Annotated in this window: 16 protein-coding genes; 4 read left to right on the forward strand and 12 right to left on the reverse strand. The window is 45.3% G+C overall.

What is annotated here, in order from left to right; translation table 11 throughout:
• Positions 1 to 57: 57 nt before the first annotated feature.
• On the reverse strand, positions 58 to 1,083 hold the full coding sequence (tdh, locus tag K7R23_RS05495; protein ID WP_012908142.1) for an L-threonine 3-dehydrogenase: 1,026 nt from the start codon (positions 1,081 to 1,083) through the stop codon (positions 58 to 60).
• 9 nt (positions 1,084 to 1,092) lie between these two features.
• Positions 1,093 to 2,289 (reverse strand): glycine C-acetyltransferase, encoded by a 1,197-nt coding sequence (gene kbl, locus K7R23_RS05500; RefSeq protein WP_012908141.1) that lies wholly within the window; start codon positions 2,287 to 2,289, stop codon positions 1,093 to 1,095.
• Between the two features lie 214 nt (positions 2,290 to 2,503).
• Between kbl and rfaD the strand changes: the two genes are divergently transcribed.
• From rfaD to rfaL, 4 genes are all read left to right on the forward strand, one after another.
• A complete protein-coding gene (rfaD, locus tag K7R23_RS05505) occupies positions 2,504 to 3,484 on the forward strand; it encodes an ADP-glyceromanno-heptose 6-epimerase (RefSeq protein ID WP_012908140.1) in 981 nt (326 codons plus the stop codon).
• A 79-nt stretch (positions 3,485 to 3,563) separates the two neighbouring features.
• Complete coding sequence (gene rfaF / locus K7R23_RS05510) at positions 3,564 to 4,610, forward strand: ADP-heptose--LPS heptosyltransferase RfaF (RefSeq protein WP_012908139.1); 1,047 nt, start codon at positions 3,564 to 3,566, stop codon at positions 4,608 to 4,610.
• Between the two features lie 3 nt (positions 4,611 to 4,613).
• Positions 4,614 to 5,570, forward strand: a complete 957-nt coding sequence (gene rfaC / locus K7R23_RS05515; RefSeq protein ID WP_012908138.1) for a lipopolysaccharide heptosyltransferase RfaC — start codon at positions 4,614 to 4,616, stop codon at positions 5,568 to 5,570.
• A 35-nt stretch (positions 5,571 to 5,605) separates the two neighbouring features.
• A complete protein-coding gene (gene rfaL, locus K7R23_RS05520; RefSeq protein ID WP_012908137.1) occupies positions 5,606 to 6,823 on the forward strand; it encodes an O-antigen ligase RfaL in 1,218 nt (405 codons plus the stop codon).
• Between the two features lie 53 nt (positions 6,824 to 6,876).
• On the opposite strand, the gene K7R23_RS05525 is transcribed toward rfaL, so the two are convergent.
• The 10 genes from K7R23_RS05525 to rfaQ form a co-directional block, all read right to left on the reverse strand.
• Positions 6,877 to 8,025 carry a lipopolysaccharide N-acetylglucosaminyltransferase gene (locus K7R23_RS05525; protein ID WP_012908136.1) on the reverse strand — a complete coding sequence of 383 codons (1,149 nt, stop codon included), beginning with the start codon at positions 8,023 to 8,025 and terminating at the stop codon, positions 6,877 to 6,879.
• Positions 8,026 to 8,110: 85 nt separating this feature from the next.
• Positions 8,111 to 8,920: a 3-deoxy-D-manno-oct-2-ulosonate III transferase WaaZ gene (gene waaZ / locus K7R23_RS05530; protein ID WP_012908135.1), complete on the reverse strand. Its 810-nt coding sequence runs from the start codon at positions 8,918 to 8,920 to the stop codon at positions 8,111 to 8,113.
• Positions 8,921 to 9,020: 100 nt separating this feature from the next.
• A complete protein-coding gene (gene rfaY, locus K7R23_RS05535) occupies positions 9,021 to 9,719 on the reverse strand; it encodes a lipopolysaccharide core heptose(II) kinase RfaY (RefSeq protein ID WP_012908134.1) in 699 nt (232 codons plus the stop codon).
• Between the two features lie 15 nt (positions 9,720 to 9,734).
• Entirely contained in the window at positions 9,735 to 10,751 is a 1,017-nt protein-coding gene (locus tag K7R23_RS05540; RefSeq protein WP_012908133.1) for a glycosyltransferase family 8 protein, read from the reverse strand.
• A gap of 35 nt (positions 10,752 to 10,786) precedes the next feature.
• The gene (waaO, locus tag K7R23_RS05545) at positions 10,787 to 11,809 is read right to left on the reverse strand and encodes a lipopolysaccharide 3-alpha-galactosyltransferase (protein ID WP_012908132.1); all 1,023 of its coding nucleotides are present in this window, start codon (positions 11,807 to 11,809) and stop codon (positions 10,787 to 10,789) included.
• A complete protein-coding gene (gene waaB / locus K7R23_RS05550; protein WP_012908131.1) occupies positions 11,809 to 12,894 on the reverse strand; it encodes a lipopolysaccharide 1,6-galactosyltransferase in 1,086 nt (361 codons plus the stop codon). Before waaB ends, waaO begins: the two co-directional genes overlap by 1 nt.
• Before the next feature lie 38 nt (positions 12,895 to 12,932).
• Complete coding sequence (locus K7R23_RS05555; RefSeq protein WP_012908130.1) at positions 12,933 to 13,868, reverse strand: WaaS/CpsH family glycosyltransferase; 936 nt, start codon at positions 13,866 to 13,868, stop codon at positions 12,933 to 12,935.
• Between the two features lie 34 nt (positions 13,869 to 13,902).
• Entirely contained in the window at positions 13,903 to 14,700 is a 798-nt protein-coding gene (gene rfaP, locus K7R23_RS05560) for a lipopolysaccharide core heptose(I) kinase RfaP (RefSeq protein WP_012908129.1), read from the reverse strand.
• Positions 14,693 to 15,817: a glycosyltransferase family 4 protein gene (locus tag K7R23_RS05565; protein ID WP_012908128.1), complete on the reverse strand. Its 1,125-nt coding sequence runs from the start codon at positions 15,815 to 15,817 to the stop codon at positions 14,693 to 14,695. Before K7R23_RS05565 ends, rfaP begins: the two co-directional genes overlap by 8 nt.
• Positions 15,814 to 16,884, reverse strand: a complete 1,071-nt coding sequence (rfaQ, locus tag K7R23_RS05570) for a lipopolysaccharide core heptosyltransferase RfaQ (RefSeq protein ID WP_071820666.1) — start codon at positions 16,882 to 16,884, stop codon at positions 15,814 to 15,816. Before rfaQ ends, K7R23_RS05565 begins: the two co-directional genes overlap by 4 nt.
• Positions 16,885 to 17,180: the final 296 nt, after the last annotated feature.

Raw genomic sequence — 17,180 nt, forward strand, 5'->3', positions numbered from 1 at the left:
TTTACAGCTTTCCAGAATTGGCTGAGAAATAAGGCCGGATAAACCGGCCTTTTACGATTAATCCCAGCTCAGGATCACTTTTCCAGACTGACCAGAACGCATAGCGTCAAAGCCCTGCTGGAAATCATCAATAGAGTAACGATGAGTGATAATCGGCGACAGATCCAGACCAGACTGGATCAGCGCCGCCATCTTATACCAGGTTTCAAACATCTCGCGACCGTAAATACCTTTGATAAACAGCCCTTTGAAGATCACTTTCGTCCAGTCGACAGACATGTCTGACGGCGGAATTCCCAGCATGGCTATGCGACCGCCGTGGTTCATGGTATCCAGCATTGAGCGGAACGCAGGCGGCGCACCTGACATCTCCAGACCAACGTCGAATCCTTCACTCATGCCCAGTTCCGCCATCACATCCGTCAGGCTTTCCTGCGCCACGTTGACCGCGCGGGTGATGCCCATTTTACGCGCCAGCGACAGACGGTATTCGTTCACGTCGGTGATCACCACGTTGCGCGCGCCGACGTGCTTCGCCACCGCCGCCGCCATGATGCCGATAGGACCTGCGCCGGAAACCAGTACATCTTCCCCCACCAGGTCGAACGACAGGGCGGTATGCACCGCGTTGCCGAACGGGTCAAAGATAGAGGCCAGATCGTCGGAGATATTGTCCGGAATTTTAAACGCGTTGAACGCCGGGATGACCAGATATTCAGCGAAGCAGCCCGGACGGTTAACGCCCACGCCGGTCGTGTTGCGGCACAGATGGGTGCGACCGGCGCGACAGTTACGGCAGTGACCGCAGGTGATGTGGCCTTCGCCGGAGACGCGATCGCCGATTTTGAAGCCTTTGACTTCCTGGCCGATGCCGACCACTTCGCCGACATACTCGTGACCGACAACCATAGGAACCGGGATGGTTTTTTGCGACCATTCATCCCAGTTATAGATGTGAACGTCAGTGCCGCAGATGGCTGTTTTACGGATTTTAATCAGCAGATCGTTGTGGCCGACTTCCGGTTCAGGAACGTCGGTCATCCAGATGCCCTCTTCCGCTTTCAGTTTGGATAACGCTTTCATCTTCGATCCTCAGGCAATAACGCCCAGTTGTTTACCAATGCGCGTGAACGCCTCAACCGCGCGCGTGATTTGCTCCGGCGTATGGGCGGCGGACATCTGGGTACGGATGCGCGCCTGACCTTTCGGAACTACCGGATAGAAGAACCCTGTTACGTAGATGCCCTCTTTTTGCAGTTCACGGGCAAATTGCTGCGCGATAACCGCGTCACCCAGCATAACCGGGATAATCGCGTGGTCGGCGCCCGCGAGGGTAAAGCCTGCCGCAGACATCTGCTCGCGGAACTGGCGAGCGTTCGCCCATAGCCGGTCGCGCAGTTCGCCGCCGGATTCCACCATCTCCAGCACTTTGATGGAGGCGGCGACAATGGCTGGCGCCAGTGAGTTGGAGAACAGATAGGGGCGGGAACGCTGACGCAGCCATTCCACCACCTCTTTACGCGCGGCGGTATAACCGCCGGATGCGCCGCCAAGCGCTTTGCCCAGCGTCCCGGTGATGATGTCGACGCGGCCCATTACCTCGCAATATTCATGGGAGCCACGTCCGTTCTCGCCCACGAAGCCGACCGCGTGAGAATCATCGACCATCACCAGCGCGTCATATTTATCGGCCAGATCGCAGACGCCTTTCAGGTTAGCGATGACGCCATCCATCGAGAACACGCCGTCGGTGGCGATCAGCACATGGCGAGCGCCCGCTTCGCGCGCTTCTTTCAGGCGCGCTTCCAGTTCAACCATATCGTTGTTGGCGTAGCGGAAGCGCTTCGCTTTACACAAACGCACGCCGTCGATAATGGAGGCGTGGTTCAGGGCATCGGAGATAATCGCATCTTCTGCGCCCAGCAGCGTTTCGAACAGGCCGCCGTTGGCATCAAAGCAGGAGGAGTAGAGGATTGCGTCCTCCATACCGAGGAACGCAGCCAGCTTTTGCTCCAGCTGTTTATGGCTGTCCTGGGTGCCACAAATAAAGCGTACGGAAGCCATACCAAACCCGTGCGAATCCATTCCCGCTTTCGCCGCCGCAATCAGTTCCGGATGGTTAGCCAGCCCGAGATAGTTGTTGGCGCAGAAGTTGATGACGTGGCTTCCATCCGCCACGGTGATATCTGCCTGCTGAGCAGACGTGATAATGCGCTCTTCTTTAAACAATCCTTCCGCCCGGGCGGTTTCCAGATCGTTAGTTAACTGTTTGTAAAAATCCCCACGCATTGCGATTCTCCAGACTGGGCAAATTTCAGCACATCTTACCTAACCCTGGACGTTGATACGAGATGACGCATTATCTCTTCTTTAAAATGCAGGATAAATCACGCGTACCCACACGAGCCGTCGGTGAATGGCTGAAGCCTGGGCTATGTAATGATATGATAGAAATATTCGTGTCTGAGATTGTCTCTGACTCCATAATTCATAGGTTACAGTTATGATCATCGTTACCGGCGGCGCGGGCTTTATCGGCAGCAACATTGTTAAGGCCCTGAATGATAAAGGCATCACCGATATCCTGGTGGTGGACAACCTGAAAGACGGCACCAAGTTTGTTAACCTGGTGGATCTGAACATTGCCGATTATATGGATAAAGAAGATTTCTTAATCCAGATTATGGCGGGTGAAGAGTTCGGCGAGATCGAAGCCATTTTCCACGAAGGCGCTTGCTCCTCCACCACCGAGTGGGACGGCAAGTACATGATGGATAACAACTATCAGTACTCCAAAGAGCTGCTGCACTATTGCCTGGAGCGCGAGATCCCGTTCCTGTACGCCTCTTCCGCCGCCACCTACGGCGGTCGCACCTCCGACTTTATTGAATCCCGTGAATATGAGAAGCCGCTGAATGTCTACGGCTACTCGAAGTTTCTGTTTGACGAATACGTGCGTCAGATTCTGCCGGAAGCCGATTCGCAGATCGTGGGCTTCCGCTATTTCAACGTCTACGGGCCGCGTGAAGGGCATAAAGGCAGCATGGCGAGCGTCGCTTTCCATCTCAACACCCAGTTGAATAACGGCGAAACGCCGAAGCTGTTTGAAGGCAGCGAAAACTTTAAGCGTGACTTCGTCTACGTGGGCGATGTGGCTGATGTAAATCTGTGGTTCTGGGAAAACGGCGTGTCCGGTATCTATAACCTCGGCACCGGTCGCGCGGAATCCTTCCAGGCGGTGGCTGACGCGACGCTGGCCTTCCATAAAAAAGGCGAGATTGAGTACATCCCGTTCCCGGAAAAACTGAAAGGCCGCTATCAGGCATTTACTCAGGCGGATCTGACGAATCTGCGCACTGCGGGCTACGACAAGCCGTTTAAGACCGTTGCCGAAGGCGTAACGGAGTATATGGCCTGGCTGAACCGCGACAGCGATACAAATTCACAAAATCATTCGAGCGGTATCAAGGCGGCAACCAAGTGAATCTCCGGGAGCTTACTAAAGTAAGTGACCGGAGTGAACGCAGGCAGCCAACGCAGAGACAGCTTGAAGGATGAAGTGAATGAAAATTTTGGTGATCGGCCCGTCCTGGGTGGGCGACATGATGATGTCGCAAAGTCTCTATCGCACGCTCAAGGCACGCTATCCCCAGGCGATAATCGACGTGATGGCACCCGCCTGGTGCCGCCCACTGTTGTCTCGTATGCCGGAAGTGAACGAGGCGATTCCAATGCCTCTCGGTCATGGGGCGCTGGAAATTGGCCTGCGCCGCAAGCTCGGCCATAGCCTGCGTGAAAAGCGTTACGATCACGCCTGGGTGCTGCCCAACTCTTTCAAATCCGCCCTTGTCCCCTTTTTTGCGGGTGTTCCGCAGCGCACCGGCTGGCGCGGCGAGATGCGCTATGGTCTGCTGAACGACGTAAGGATGCTGGATAAACAGGCCTGGCCTTTGATGGTGGAGCGCTACGTGGCGCTGGCCTATGACAAAGGGGTGATGCGTTCGGCGAAAGATCTGCCACAGCCGCTGCTATGGCCGCAGCTTCAGGTGAGCGACGGCGAGAAGTCGCTCACCTGCCGTGAGTTTTCCCTTTCCGATGAACGTCCGCTGATCGGCTTCTGCCCTGGCGCGGAGTTTGGCCCCGCGAAGCGCTGGCCGCACTATCACTACGCGGAACTGGCGAAGCAGCTTATTGATGAAGGCTATCAGATTGTGCTGTTCGGATCGGCGAAAGACCATGAAGCCGGCAATGAAATCCTGGCGGCGTTAAGCCCGGAACAGCAGGCCTGGTGCCGTAATCTGGCGGGAGAAACGCAGCTGGATCAGGCGGTTATTTTGATTGGCGCCTGTAAAGCGGTGGTCACCAATGACTCCGGGCTGATGCACGTCGCCGCGGCGCTGGACCGTCCGTTGGTCGCGCTGTACGGCCCCAGCAGCCCCGACTTCACGCCGCCGTTATCGCATAAAGCGCGCGTGATTCGCCTGATCACCGGCTATCACAAAGTACGTAAAGGCGATGCCGCGGAAGGTTATCACCAGAGTCTGATCGACATAACGCCAGCGCGAGTGCTGGAAGAGCTGAACAGCCTGTTATTACAAGAGGAAGCCTGACGAATGCGGGTTCTGATCGTCAAAACATCCTCAATGGGTGACGTATTGCATACGCTTCCGGCGCTCACCGATGCGCAGCAGGCCATACCGGACATTCAGTTCGACTGGGTGGTCGAAGAAGGGTTTGCGCAAATCCCTTCGTGGCATGCCGCAGTCAACCGGGTTATTCCGGTGGCGATTCGTCGCTGGCGTAAAGCCTGGTTTTCCGCGGCGGTTAAAGCGGAACGCAAAGCCTTTCGTGAAGCGGTACAGGCAGAACGTTACGATGCCGTCATTGATGCCCAGGGGCTGGTGAAAAGCGCCGCGCTGGTGACGCGTCTGGCGCATGGCGTTAAGCATGGCATGGACTGGCAAAGCGCACGCGAGCCGCTGGCCAGCCTGTTCTACAACCGCCGCCATCATATTGCCAGGCAGCAACATGCCGTTGAGCGTACCCGGGAACTGTTTGCTAAAAGCCTGGGATATCAAAAGCCTGACGCTCAGGGCGATTATGCCATCGCGCAGCATTTTCTTACCTCAGACAAGGCTGATGCGCAACCCTACGCGGTATTTTTGCATGCCACAACCCGCGAGGATAAACACTGGCCGGAAGCAAACTGGCGAGCGCTGATTGGCTTACTGGCAGAGAGCGACATAAAAATTAAGTTGCCGTGGGGCGCGCCTCATGAAGAAGCGCGGGCAAAAAGATTAGCGGAGGGATTCCCGCAGGTTGAAGTGCTGCCGAAGATGAGCCTGGAGGAAGTCGCGCACGTTCTGGCAGGCGCAAAATTTGTGGTTTCGGTTGATACGGGATTAAGCCATCTGACGGCAGCGCTTGATCGACCAAACCTGACGTTATATGGCCCTACGGATCCAGGGTTAATTGGTGGTTACGGGAAGAATCAGGTGGCGTGTCGGTCGCCGGAGAAGGATCTCGCTCAATTAGATGCGATTAATGTATTCAAAAAAATTAATCCATAAAAACCCATTTCGCTTCGCCATATTGTGGAGAAAAGATGTTAACGACATCATTAAATGTAAATAACAGAGAAAACTGGAAGCCCTACTGGAACAGAGCACTGGTATTTCTTTTTATTGCTACTTTCTTTCTTGACGGTATTACACGTTACAAACATTTGATTTCTGCACTGATGATTGTAACCGTTATATATCAATTCTCGCGTGCGCCTAAGAAATACATCAGCCGTTTTAATAACCATCTGTTTTACAGCATCCTGGCGCTGTCATTGATATTAATTTATGCTATTTTAATATCGCCGGATATGCGAATAAGTTTTAAAGAGTTTAATAATACGGTATTAAAAGGATTTTTACTTTATACTTTATTAATCCCTGTATTATTAAAAGATGAGGATAGCCAAACTGTTGGTAAACTTATCCTCTTTTCTTTTCTCACAAGTTTAGGTTTACGCTCGCTTGTCGAACTATTTCTGTACGCGCAAGATTATAATAAAGGTATAATGCCGTTTACCACTTTTGAGCACAGAAGCATTTCTGACTCAATGGTATTTTTATTCCCTGCGCTACTGAACTTATGGTTATTTAAAAAGAAATCATATAAAGCAATATTCTTTGTATTCAGTGCTGTTTTTCTTTTTTTAATTCTCGGAACCTTATCGCGTGGCGCATGGCTAGCAATTTTTATTGTTGCCATTCTCTGGGCAATATGTAATCGACAGTGGAAGCTCCTCACCCTGGGCGCCATCCTGTTTGCCGCCACATCATTTTTTGTTGTGACGCAAAAAACTGATAATGCAGACCACGAACGACTTCTGTTCAAACTGCAACAAACGGATAGCTCTTATCGTTATACAAACGGCACGCAGGGTACTGCATGGATACTCATCACCGAAAATCCGTTTAAAGGCTATGGATATGGCGATGATATCTATCATGAGGTATATAATAAACGCGTTCAGGATTATCCGTCATGGACTTTCAAGCAATCAATTGGTCCACATAACCTGATACTGTGTATCTGGTTCGCCGCGGGTATTTCAGGCCTGCTTGGATTGCTGTATGTTTACGGCGCAATTATCAAAGAAACGGCAAGTGGTTCATTAAAGAACAAGGAGATAAGTCCATACAATGGGCAGTTATTATTACTGCTGACATTTATTGGATTCTATATCCTGCGCGGGAATTTTGAACAGGTCGATGCAGATTTACTCGGCATAATAACAGGTTTTCTGTTAGCGTTAAGAAATAAATAATAAAAAAGCCCGCGGATAACTTACTTATCTGCGGGCTTTTTTATAAGGAACTTTTATTCTGAGCCAAACCAGGAAAATATTTGTTTCTCAAAAGATTCAGTAACAGATTCCCAACTGTACTTTGAAAAAACATAGCGTCTGGCATTTTCGGCTATTTCATCGCGTTTTTCATCATCCAGCACGCGGCCGATATCATCGATTAAGCTGTCAACAGTAATAGGCTCTGCCAAATGGTAACCTGTCGAACCATCAAGGACAAATTCACAAATTCCGCCCTTTTTACTGGCTAATACAGGCTTACCCGCAGCCATAGCTTCTACAGCAACCATACAAAAAGCCTCTTCGACCTGCGAAGGCACAACGACAAGATCGGCTAAGCGGTAGTATTCATGCATTTTTTCAGGGGGCTGCCCACCCACCATAATACAGCGCGGCCCTATTTTTTCAGCTGTCTCAAGCACGACTTTTTGGTAACTGGCCTTTTCCCCTTTTTTGCTCGCATAAGGATCGCCGACTACAACAAGTTTAAGGTTCTTTTGTTTTTCCTGCATTTTTTCAAAAGCTTGCAGTAAAGGTAGACATCCTTTATCGGGGGAAATTCGGCCTGCAAATAACAAAACAGTATCAGCGGAATCTATACCAAGTTGTTGCCGCAGGTTATCTGTTTTATTTTCTGCATAAGTCGAAGAGCAAAATCCATTTGGCACGATACGAACTTCGGCATCCGGTAATCGCTTTTCATAAAAATCTTTCAGAAACTGACTTGGCACGATGATCTTTGCATTTCGATCCAGTTGCTCAGGTTCAAACGCATTGTGTATATGCATAACCAGATTAGCATTTGGGCTTCGTTGGCGGATCTGTCGATAAAGCTTCATACTGTTATGAATAATAATCACAGAATCATTCGAACCAGCAACTTTATTTTTTATATTCAATATTCGCTGCGAGTAGGGCAATGGATCAATACGCGTCCATTTTTGGAAAATTCTTTTATAGAGGCGACTAAAACCGATATAGTGTATATCACATCCATCATCAATCTTTGCATATTCCGGATATCCGGGATTACGGATACAGGCAATGGTAGTGGGTATTGTCGTCCTCTTCGCAACCTGATAAATCCATGTCTCGACTGCCGCGGCACCTTTTGGGGGAATAGAAAAGATAGGCGTAACAGTAAATATTATCTTATTGATCATGATAGAATAGACCCGGACGTTATATCAGAGATACACGAAAAATCGTTAGCGGAAATACAGGCACAAATTAATGACCAATTAAGAACTAAATAATTTTACCATAAATGACCGGTTCTTCTATTTCAGAAGGATCAATAAATGGAATAATGTCATATTGTACCGCAGTATCATCCGATAAATTATAAATATTAATATCTTTTACATGCTCTTTCATATAACGGAAAAAGGGCAATATCTTCAGCAAATCCCGGCTAAGCTCAGATGGCATTGGATTGTTTGCCTCATCATAAAAACGCGAGCAACTCCCGGTTAAATCCAATCCGGAGCAAATTATTCGCTTATATTTCAAAGAATAAGCAATTTGAATGGCTGCATAAGCAATCGTATGACATGAACAATAACCAATACTAATGTCTTTACTAAAACCGACCAATCGCCCTTTTTTAGAAAAAGGAATAGAGATCAATAAATCTTCATGTCTCTTTTTCAGATATTTGAATTTTATTTTTTTAAACAGGCCGCCTTTTTCTCTTCTGTAAAAAGAACGTAGAACCAGGCAATTTTTTAATATATAAAGCTTATCTTCCGCAGAGGCCTGTTCGTAAACATCAATATTAACAATCGTAACTCGGCTGCGCTGACTGAACTTATAAAAATCATCACGCCGCTGGAGAAGGAAACGGACGTCTGTCAGCACATAGATGTAAGGTACGATATTATGGCTCAGCAGGTATTGCGCCGAGCCATTAACCGCAATGACATCTTTCGTTCGCAGCAGGCTCAAAGGGGTTTTCTTAGACGTAGGGCCAGAAAGGAATATAATTACATCATCAGATGTTTTATTATCAATGAGCTTTTGAACATCTTTTTTGTCAATGTATTCGATATTCTTCATGATGAACCTGTGAATGAGAAAAAGACTCCACGTAAGATCTGTTATAATTTAACAACATAGTGAATAAAAAAATATACCTGAATCGGACAAAAAAGAATGCTTACCTGACCGGTTTTCCCTTCAACCGTCTCATCAGCGCCCTGATCTTTTTACGATACATTAACATCAAATAGCCAAAATCTTTAATATCATTAGGAATATTATAATGCCGCTCTAAATCAACCCGATCTTTCGCTTTTCGTGACGCGGATGCCCGTTTGCCTGATAGATCAATGATCCTGACTTTATTATTTTCGATAATAAAGTTACCGCGATGCGGATCCCCGGACACCATTCCATGCTGATGCAGGGATTTTATCGACTCTTTAATTTTATTACGGAGTTCATCATCAATATCTTCCATATCGGATAATTCAACCCCGTCAATGTACTCAATAATCATGATATAAGTATGGACAAAGCGTAGGGTTTTCCTTTCAGCAAGAAGATAGAAGTCATTTAAAGAATGCAATCCTTCACTGCGAACCTTTTCTGTTTGAGAAAAAAGACGCTCGTAATAATCACCTTTGATTAACGATTTAAAAAATCTTTCGGTTTTTTTTACTTTGGGCGAAAATACTTTTAAAATTAACTTACCGTAGTCCGTATCGATCAGGAATACTTTAGTATCATCAATTGATCGAAAAATCTTAATGACCTTCATGTCATAAGATAAAAAATCATTTAATACGTTAATATATTTTGAATTATTTTCATTTGTAAAAACAACAAAATCTTTAATTTTACTCTTTATTATCATGATCGGACCAAAAATTTATTTATGAAAGTACTTTCGACGCAGGTATAAGACTCCAGCGATGATACCTGATAAGAAATGATTCTGCACAAGCAGATGCTTATAGCGCTTCTTATATTCAATAATTGTTTTAGCATCTCGCCCAGGTTCATCCTTCCACGGTGATAACTTCGCCGCTTTTCTATAGTATTCAACTGAAGGGTATACCGCCCATTTATGCCAGGGTTTTGTGGCGCCAGTGTAATGAATTAATAATGTATCTTCTGAAATTATGCGCTTATATTTTTGGTGTGTTCTGTCACGCAATTCGCTTTTTATAGTATAGATTGTGTTATATTCTCCAGGCAGGAATAACGTCATGCCTTTCAGCAAAGCATTTAATACGTCCTGGTCCGGATACTTATATATAGTGTCTTTACACAATAATATAGCTAACGCTTTCTCTGTCAGTTGGTGTTCAGCCCATTTCTGTAAATTCGCGTATACAACACCAGAATTAAAATACTTTCCTCTTAATTCCGGATCTGATAAACGAACAACGGCTTTCTCCTGCATCGGCTCAACGTCTTTTACAACGGCTGCTACCACATTATCCAGATTGACAGTCAATAACTTACTGATATCACCTTTGCATACAACATCGGCATCCAGATAAAGCAATCGATCCAATTTTGTGCTCAGTGATTTAAACGCAAACAGGCGAAAATACATCGCCCTGGACCAAACCTGAGTGCTCGGTAAACAAGCTATTTTTTCTACATTTATAGTATAAAGCACAATTTTTATACGATACATTTCAGCAAGATCATGAATCTTTTGTAAATAGGTATCGTTATAACCATCAGCGATAATGTAAAAATCAATATCGATATGCCGGTTATTAATCAGAATTGAAGTGATAGAAACCCCTACTCCATCGAGGTAATTCGTATCAACGCCATAGGCAATACTCAGTACTTCTGTAGAAGTTTTAGAAGAAACGCTATAATCAAAAACTTTAAATTCACTAATATCAATTGCGGGAAAATCGTCCACAAGGCTATCCTTCTATTATCACTTTTTAACCGTTTTTATCTATTTGTGATTTTTTTCATAAAATATAAAAAATAGCCAACCATTCCCTTTATATATCGTTTATTTTTAAGCATATGTTTAGCACAATACCTAAACTGGTTGCTGTTTGTAGGTTTTAATAATGCCGTGTTTTTCCATGGCGATGCTTGCTTTGCATCGATAAAGGGTTTTGATATCAAATAATCACCTGCCCAACTATGCCATGGTTTTGTTGGACCAATATAATGAATTAATATAGTATCGTTATTGACTGGATTTATAAATTTATCTTTTAATTGGTAATTCAGACTAAACTGTGTATTAAATTTTATATCCAGAAAATGTAATTTATCAGCAAGCAAGATATTAAGAACATCCTGGTCGGGATGGGTTATTCTACCGACAATATCCGGGTCGCTTAACATTTTTATGGCACGAGCAGAAATACACTCAATAGCCCACTGATTGAGATTGATCAATATAAGTCCGGAGTTAAAATAACCTTTCGTGATTCCTTCGGTTCCAAGACTTAACGCCCGTTTTTCCCACCAGTCTGCTTTACCTTCAGTAACCACAGCAGCAATTTTATCACTGGCGAAAGAGAAATTTACTAATTCATCAATGCCCCCCTGGCAAATAATGTCAGCATCCAGATAAAGAAGTTTATTCGTCTTACCAATAAAATAATCGGCTATAGCAAATCGGAAATAAATGGCATAGGTCCAGTTTTTAGTGCTCGGTAAGCTACGCAAATGTTCACAATTAATCAGATATATTGTTATGTGTGTTTTATACTGCGCAGCGAGTTTATCAAACATTCGCCGATCGGTTTCATTGAAAGCATCAATAAAAACATGAAAATGTAGAGTCTTATCTGTATTATTTTTTAAAACAGAGGCAATCGATATACCACAACCGAACAGAAAATTTTGATCAACCCCATAGGCTATATCCAGAACAACTTTTTCTGCCGTATCCTGATGATTGAAATCAATAGTCGAGGTAAGAAATTCTGTCTCTTTAAAGTAGACTTGCTGCATTATTTACTCCGGGAAACGGCAGAAAAAACAATCTTATTTAATCGTTCAAAATAGGTTGAACTATAAAATTCCCGAATGGTCGATGGAATACGGTCATGAGATAAAATAATATCACCAGAAATATATTGGTTAACTAATCGTACAAACTCTTCAACATTACCCGGTTGATACATATGTCCATTAACGTTAGATTGTATTATGTCTTCAGGACCAGAAGTACAATTTGAACTAATACAAGGAATGCCATATGACATCGCTTCAAGCAGCGTCATTGGAAATCCCTCAAAAGAGGATGTCAGCAATAAAGCGCTAACCTTTTTAATTTCTTGCTGTACAACTTCCCACGGTTTTTCCTGCCAGCCGTACCAGGTGATATGCTCATCAATCTTTAATTCTCTGCCATAGGCTTTGCATTTCTCAAAATCAGAGCCATCGCCAATCATATGTAAATGCCACTGCCCCTCAACCTGAGACAGCCCTTCCAGCAAATCTTTCACCCGCTTCTGACCTTCAAACTTCATACGCCCAACATAGATAAAGCTGGCAGGTTCGTTCTTTTCCGGCGCAGGAATAATAGCTGACTTAGGCTTCACAGGATTATAAATTACGCTTATTGCTGATTCAGGAACACCACGCGCCATAATCTGTTGTTTAATACCACTGCTGATTGCCAGATGGTAGTCTGCACAGGTCACACATTCAGCATGTTTTTTATGATCAAGCGAAAAATGTGGCCAGGAAAAGAGGGTGAAATCCACACCCGATTTTTTTCGCGCTTTACTGGCAAAAAGACAAGATAACACATCAATACAAATTACAACATCAGGCCGTGTTTCTTTTAGCCACTGGCTAAATGCATTAATATGCTTTGCGCGACGCAAAAAACCGAGTCGGGTGTTTGAGAAAGAGCATGAAAAGTTGATATTATTCAACCATGCTTTATCCATTTTGTCATTTCGACAAAAGAAAAACATGTCACACATATGCCCGAAGGGTTTTTCTTGTAAGTGGTTAATGACATCCCGGATAACTGTTTCCATGCCACCAAAACCTGAAACAGCCTCACCAATAAATGCTATTCTCATAAATTTCCAGATTAACTGTCACTATTGAATGTGATTAATTATAACGCTTGGAAGTCTTCAATAACTTTTTCAATCATACGGTCAGGGCTATAAGAATAGAGGACTTCTGGTGACAACGGTGCAATCGATGAGTGTAAAAACCATTCAAAATCACTCCATGAGTGATACCCAGTAACAAAAAATCTATCTCTTGAAAATACCTCTGAATCCAGCACACTGAGATTATTTGTAATTATTTTTTTATTAAAATATAATGCTTCAAGAATCCGAAGTGTCCAACCCGACTGGTTTTGCTGAGTAATATCCACAATAATATCTGAAGCAAGTGCACGCGCTAAATTTTCTTTATAAGATAATGGCTCGTCGATCAGAAATTCAGAGTCATCTTTTGTTTCATAGTCTTTAACCACATTAAAGTCTAATTGCAAATTTAAGGATGCAAGTTTGTCTGCCAATTTAATTATTTCCGGTAGCCTTTTTTTATCTCTACCTAAAAAAAAGCATACAGGTTTTTTTGTTTTTTTATTCGCCAAAACAAATTTATCAATTTCTTTCAAACCAACAGGAAAGAATTGGCCTATATATTTTAATTTGTCATTAAAGTGACCGCGATTTTCAAAATCATAAATAACATCAAAAATATGACTCCACTCCTTCAAAAAAGGAATGCTTACCGTGTTCCTCAATAACAATACCTTTCTACAATTCAAATTTTTAATAATGTAAGGAGTCAGGCCTTTATTTATCACGCTATCATTAAAGACAGCGACATCCGTTGGCTTTAAATCTGCAATGGTTTTATTAATAAATTTCTTACCAAGCCAATCAGGTTGAATACCAATCTTTGTTAACTTCTTACCCCACCAGACATATCGTGATGGGACATCTATATTTGTGACCGGGTAATGTTTATGTAAATAGCTAATCATGTGAGTCTCATAATCAGCTTTCCAGTTTATAAAATATATTTTCATTTGCTGTTAACTATTCTCATCAATTTCATAAAAATCACAGCCCTTTTCTTGTTGTTCTTTCTTTTATTTTTTTTGCTTTAATTTTAGCTGCACTTAATAATTTGGTTTCATCCCGTACAATCGCTCTTAACGGCGCCTCAAAGTATACCTGCAAAAACCGCCAGATATCCCGCTGCGTCAAGCCAATATTTAGGGACGAGAAATACAAGCCGATCAGATCCTTGTCACGCCAGCGGCGCGGGACCCTGCTGCGGATTTGCGCCCGATGCAAATCAATAACCGAGATTTTCAGTTCATTTTCGCACCCTGAGAAGGGTAAATGCAGCAGGAAGTGGCAAATATAGCAGTCACGATGATTTATACCGCCCGCGTGCATTTTACGCACCATGGTAGCCACACGATCAATAAGCATCCGCTTAACATGTATCGCTGGCGGATTTGTCGCCCAGTCCGCGCAATAATCTTCCAGGCTGATCGTTGGCGTAAGATCTTCAGTGATAATAAACGAGGTTTTCGTCAGCGGATTGAGGCCTTTCTCACCAAAGCCCACGCCATGCATAGTATCCACGCCTAAGTCGCGAAGCCGATAGATGGCGTTCCACTCCCTGTCAGCCCCCAGGACGGGCATTCGCAGAGAGAGTAAATTTTTGACGATCTCTTTCAGGGAGGTGCCGCGATGCCATTTAAGAAAATAGCTTTTCCCCGCCAGTTCGAAACGCAGCGTCCGGCGAGTTTCCAGCTCCCGGAAAACTTCACCCTGCAGGGCTTTGACTTCCTCAAAGGGATCTTTCCCACGCCATAACGTCGCTAATGGCTCTTTCAGCTCAACCATCCAGACCACCTGTAATGATGTCCGCCGCCTTTTCCGGCAGGCTGTACAAATCCTGCGTATCCGCGTAATGGCGCGCGTTCTCTGCCCATGCCGCGCGCAGCGACGGCTGGGTCAACGCTTTACGTAAAATGTCGTTCAGCGCTTCCTGTTTCCAGGGTTCTTCAATGGCGACGCCGCAGTTCGCATCCACAATATAGTGCGCAAAACCGCATACCGCCGAAGTCAGTACGGGCAATCCGGCGGCAATCGCTTCAAGCAAAACGATACCCGCGGCTTCCTGATAAGCAGGATGCAGCAATAAATCTGCGGCAGCCATCAGTTCCGCGACGTCATTGCGACCGGAAAAGAAATGAACATTGCTTCGTACGCCGAGCTTTTCCGCCAGCGCTTCGAATTTTCGCGGTTTATCCTGCCCGACAATATACAGCAGCGTGTTGTGCCTCAGCGCCTCAGGCAGTGAGGCCAGCGCGATAATCGAACGGTCCACGCCTTTACGCGTAAAATCAGAACCGACCTGCAACAATAAATTTTGCTGCCCGGTGATGCCGTTCTTCTGGCGATATATCTCCCGGGCGTCGGGGATTTGCGCGCTATATTTTCTGTCGGGATAAATTCCCGGTGGAAGTATATGAAAACGTTCCGCTTCGGTCTGGTAATGCTTCTGAAAATCAGCAATCTGTTTTTCAGTCAGCATCATAAGCTGCGTGGCTTTGCCCTGTTCAAATGTGGCGCGTTCGAATGCTGCATAATGCCGGTAACGCGACGTCAGACGATAGAAAAAGCCTTTTTCCCGTGCGACCTTTTCGGCATAACATACATCGGCGGCAAAATAGACATCCAGACCGGGCATTTTGTTAAAACCAACAACCCGATCAACAGGATGCTCACGCAAATGCGCCTGCACCCAGGCATGATATTCGGCATTCCGTCCGTGGTTGGTGCGCGATTTTACGGGTACCTGAACAATCTCAAATTCCGCAGGATGTTCCCCCTCCCATGACTGGGTATAAACCCGAACCTGATGACCGCGCGCGGCTACGGTCTGTGCAATACGTAAAAAATCTCGCTGTAATCCGCCAAACGGAAAAAACTTGTATAAGCAAAAAGCGATAATCATACCGGCGCTTCCATTTCACCAGGTTGCGCAATCTGCGGCAACATTTTTTCCGTGGCGGCAATCACATCTTCTGCGGGGATAACCGACATATATTTCTTGTTACGATCCAGTTCATGGCGTTCAGGCATGGCCTGATAATCTCCGGCCCAGAACTGAATAATATTATCCGTCCAGGGGCGCCAGAAAACATGGTCGGTAGCGCCAAACAAACTGACAACAGGTGTTTTTACTGCCGCGGCAATGTGGCCAGGAGCGGAATCCACGCCAATAAAGAGATCGGCATGATCAATTAACGCGCCCAGTTCAGGAAAACTGGTTTTACCGGCCAACCCGGTAACAGGACGGATTTCACACCCCTGCGCAATCTCTTCCACGCAGGCTAAATCATCCGCAGACGGCCCCGATGTCAGCACGACCTGATAACCGCGACGCTGTAAGGCGTCAATCACGCGAGAAAACTTGTCGTTATCCCAGCATTTAAACAGCTGTCTTGCCGTCGGCTGGATAACGACATAGTGCGCCTTAACGCCAAACGCATCCAACTCCTGGCGGATTTTCTGCCAGCGCTCGGGCTTATAGCTCATTGTTGTATCCTGATAAAAATCAGTAATACCTAAAGGCTCCAGCACAGACAAATTCCGTTCAACAATGTGCGTACCCTGTATTGGCGCTAAGCAGGTAAAACTATTTTTCCAGAAACCACGCTGTCGGTGACCATACAGCTGCGAAATTTTCGTTCTTGCGGACAGACAACGAACAATCAGCGCCACCATCCATTGATCGGTAAGGTTAATGACCAAATCGTACTGATTAGCACGTAATATTTTAATCAGCGAAAGCGCATTTTTAATTTTCTCTGTGGCCCCCGCCCCCTTATTACTGATGCCATAAAGGCCAGAAATATCAGGGTTTTCAGACAAAATAGGGATCGTGTCCTGATAAAGAAGCATATCGATTTTTGCTTCAGGATAATTCTGCTTCAGCGTACTGATAACGGGAGTGGTTAGTAGCATATCCCCGTGGAAACGCATCTTGATAACCAGAATTTTTCGAAAAGGCTTTTCCACACGCGACTCGTTTATTGTGATTGTCCGGTAAAGGTAAGCAGAAAACAGCACGCTACCGCCCCAGGCTCAACAGCTACCTGATTACTGATACCGCACTGACATTTTGTTCGCTAGTGTAACACTTCTTTCGCTGCGATCCGACTCGAATAAATATTAAACAAATTCCATTTTTTTATTTATAAAATCAATCATATAATTAATACTCCGTCGCTTTCTCGCATACTCAACGCGCAGGCGACGACGGCAGCCAGCCGCAAAAATCAATAAAACGCGTAAAAATGCAAAAAATGTACGTC

The organism is Citrobacter rodentium NBRC 105723 = DSM 16636 (genome assembly GCF_021278985.1).
In the GTDB taxonomy this organism is placed as follows: Bacteria; Pseudomonadota; Gammaproteobacteria; order Enterobacterales; family Enterobacteriaceae; genus Citrobacter_A; species Citrobacter_A rodentium.

What these genes read in the sequence shown, in the direction of transcription:
- tdh (WP_012908142.1), bottom strand. Translation starts at nt 1,083, where the DNA reads ATGAAAGCGTTATCCAAACTGAAAGCGGAAGAGGGCATCTGGATGACC.
- kbl (WP_012908141.1), bottom strand. Translation starts at nt 2,289, where the DNA reads ATGCGTGGGGATTTTTACAAACAGTTAACTAACGATCTGGAAACCGCC.
- rfaD (WP_012908140.1), top strand. Translation starts at nt 2,504, where the DNA reads ATGATCATCGTTACCGGCGGCGCGGGCTTTATCGGCAGCAACATTGTT.
- rfaF (WP_012908139.1), top strand. Translation starts at nt 3,564, where the DNA reads ATGAAAATTTTGGTGATCGGCCCGTCCTGGGTGGGCGACATGATGATG.
- rfaC (WP_012908138.1), top strand. Translation starts at nt 4,614, where the DNA reads ATGCGGGTTCTGATCGTCAAAACATCCTCAATGGGTGACGTATTGCAT.
- rfaL (WP_012908137.1), top strand. Translation starts at nt 5,606, where the DNA reads ATGTTAACGACATCATTAAATGTAAATAACAGAGAAAACTGGAAGCCC.
- K7R23_RS05525 (WP_012908136.1), bottom strand. Translation starts at nt 8,025, where the DNA reads ATGATCAATAAGATAATATTTACTGTTACGCCTATCTTTTCTATTCCC.
- waaZ (WP_012908135.1), bottom strand. Translation starts at nt 8,920, where the DNA reads ATGAAGAATATCGAATACATTGACAAAAAAGATGTTCAAAAGCTCATT.
- rfaY (WP_012908134.1), bottom strand. Translation starts at nt 9,719, where the DNA reads ATGATAATAAAGAGTAAAATTAAAGATTTTGTTGTTTTTACAAATGAA.
- waaO (WP_012908132.1), bottom strand. Translation starts at nt 11,809, where the DNA reads ATGCAGCAAGTCTACTTTAAAGAGACAGAATTTCTTACCTCGACTATT.
- waaB (WP_012908131.1), bottom strand. Translation starts at nt 12,894, where the DNA reads ATGAGAATAGCATTTATTGGTGAGGCTGTTTCAGGTTTTGGTGGCATG.
- K7R23_RS05555 (WP_012908130.1), bottom strand. Translation starts at nt 13,868, where the DNA reads ATGAAAATATATTTTATAAACTGGAAAGCTGATTATGAGACTCACATG.
- rfaP (WP_012908129.1), bottom strand. Translation starts at nt 14,700, where the DNA reads ATGGTTGAGCTGAAAGAGCCATTAGCGACGTTATGGCGTGGGAAAGAT.
- K7R23_RS05565 (WP_012908128.1), bottom strand. Translation starts at nt 15,817, where the DNA reads ATGATTATCGCTTTTTGCTTATACAAGTTTTTTCCGTTTGGCGGATTA.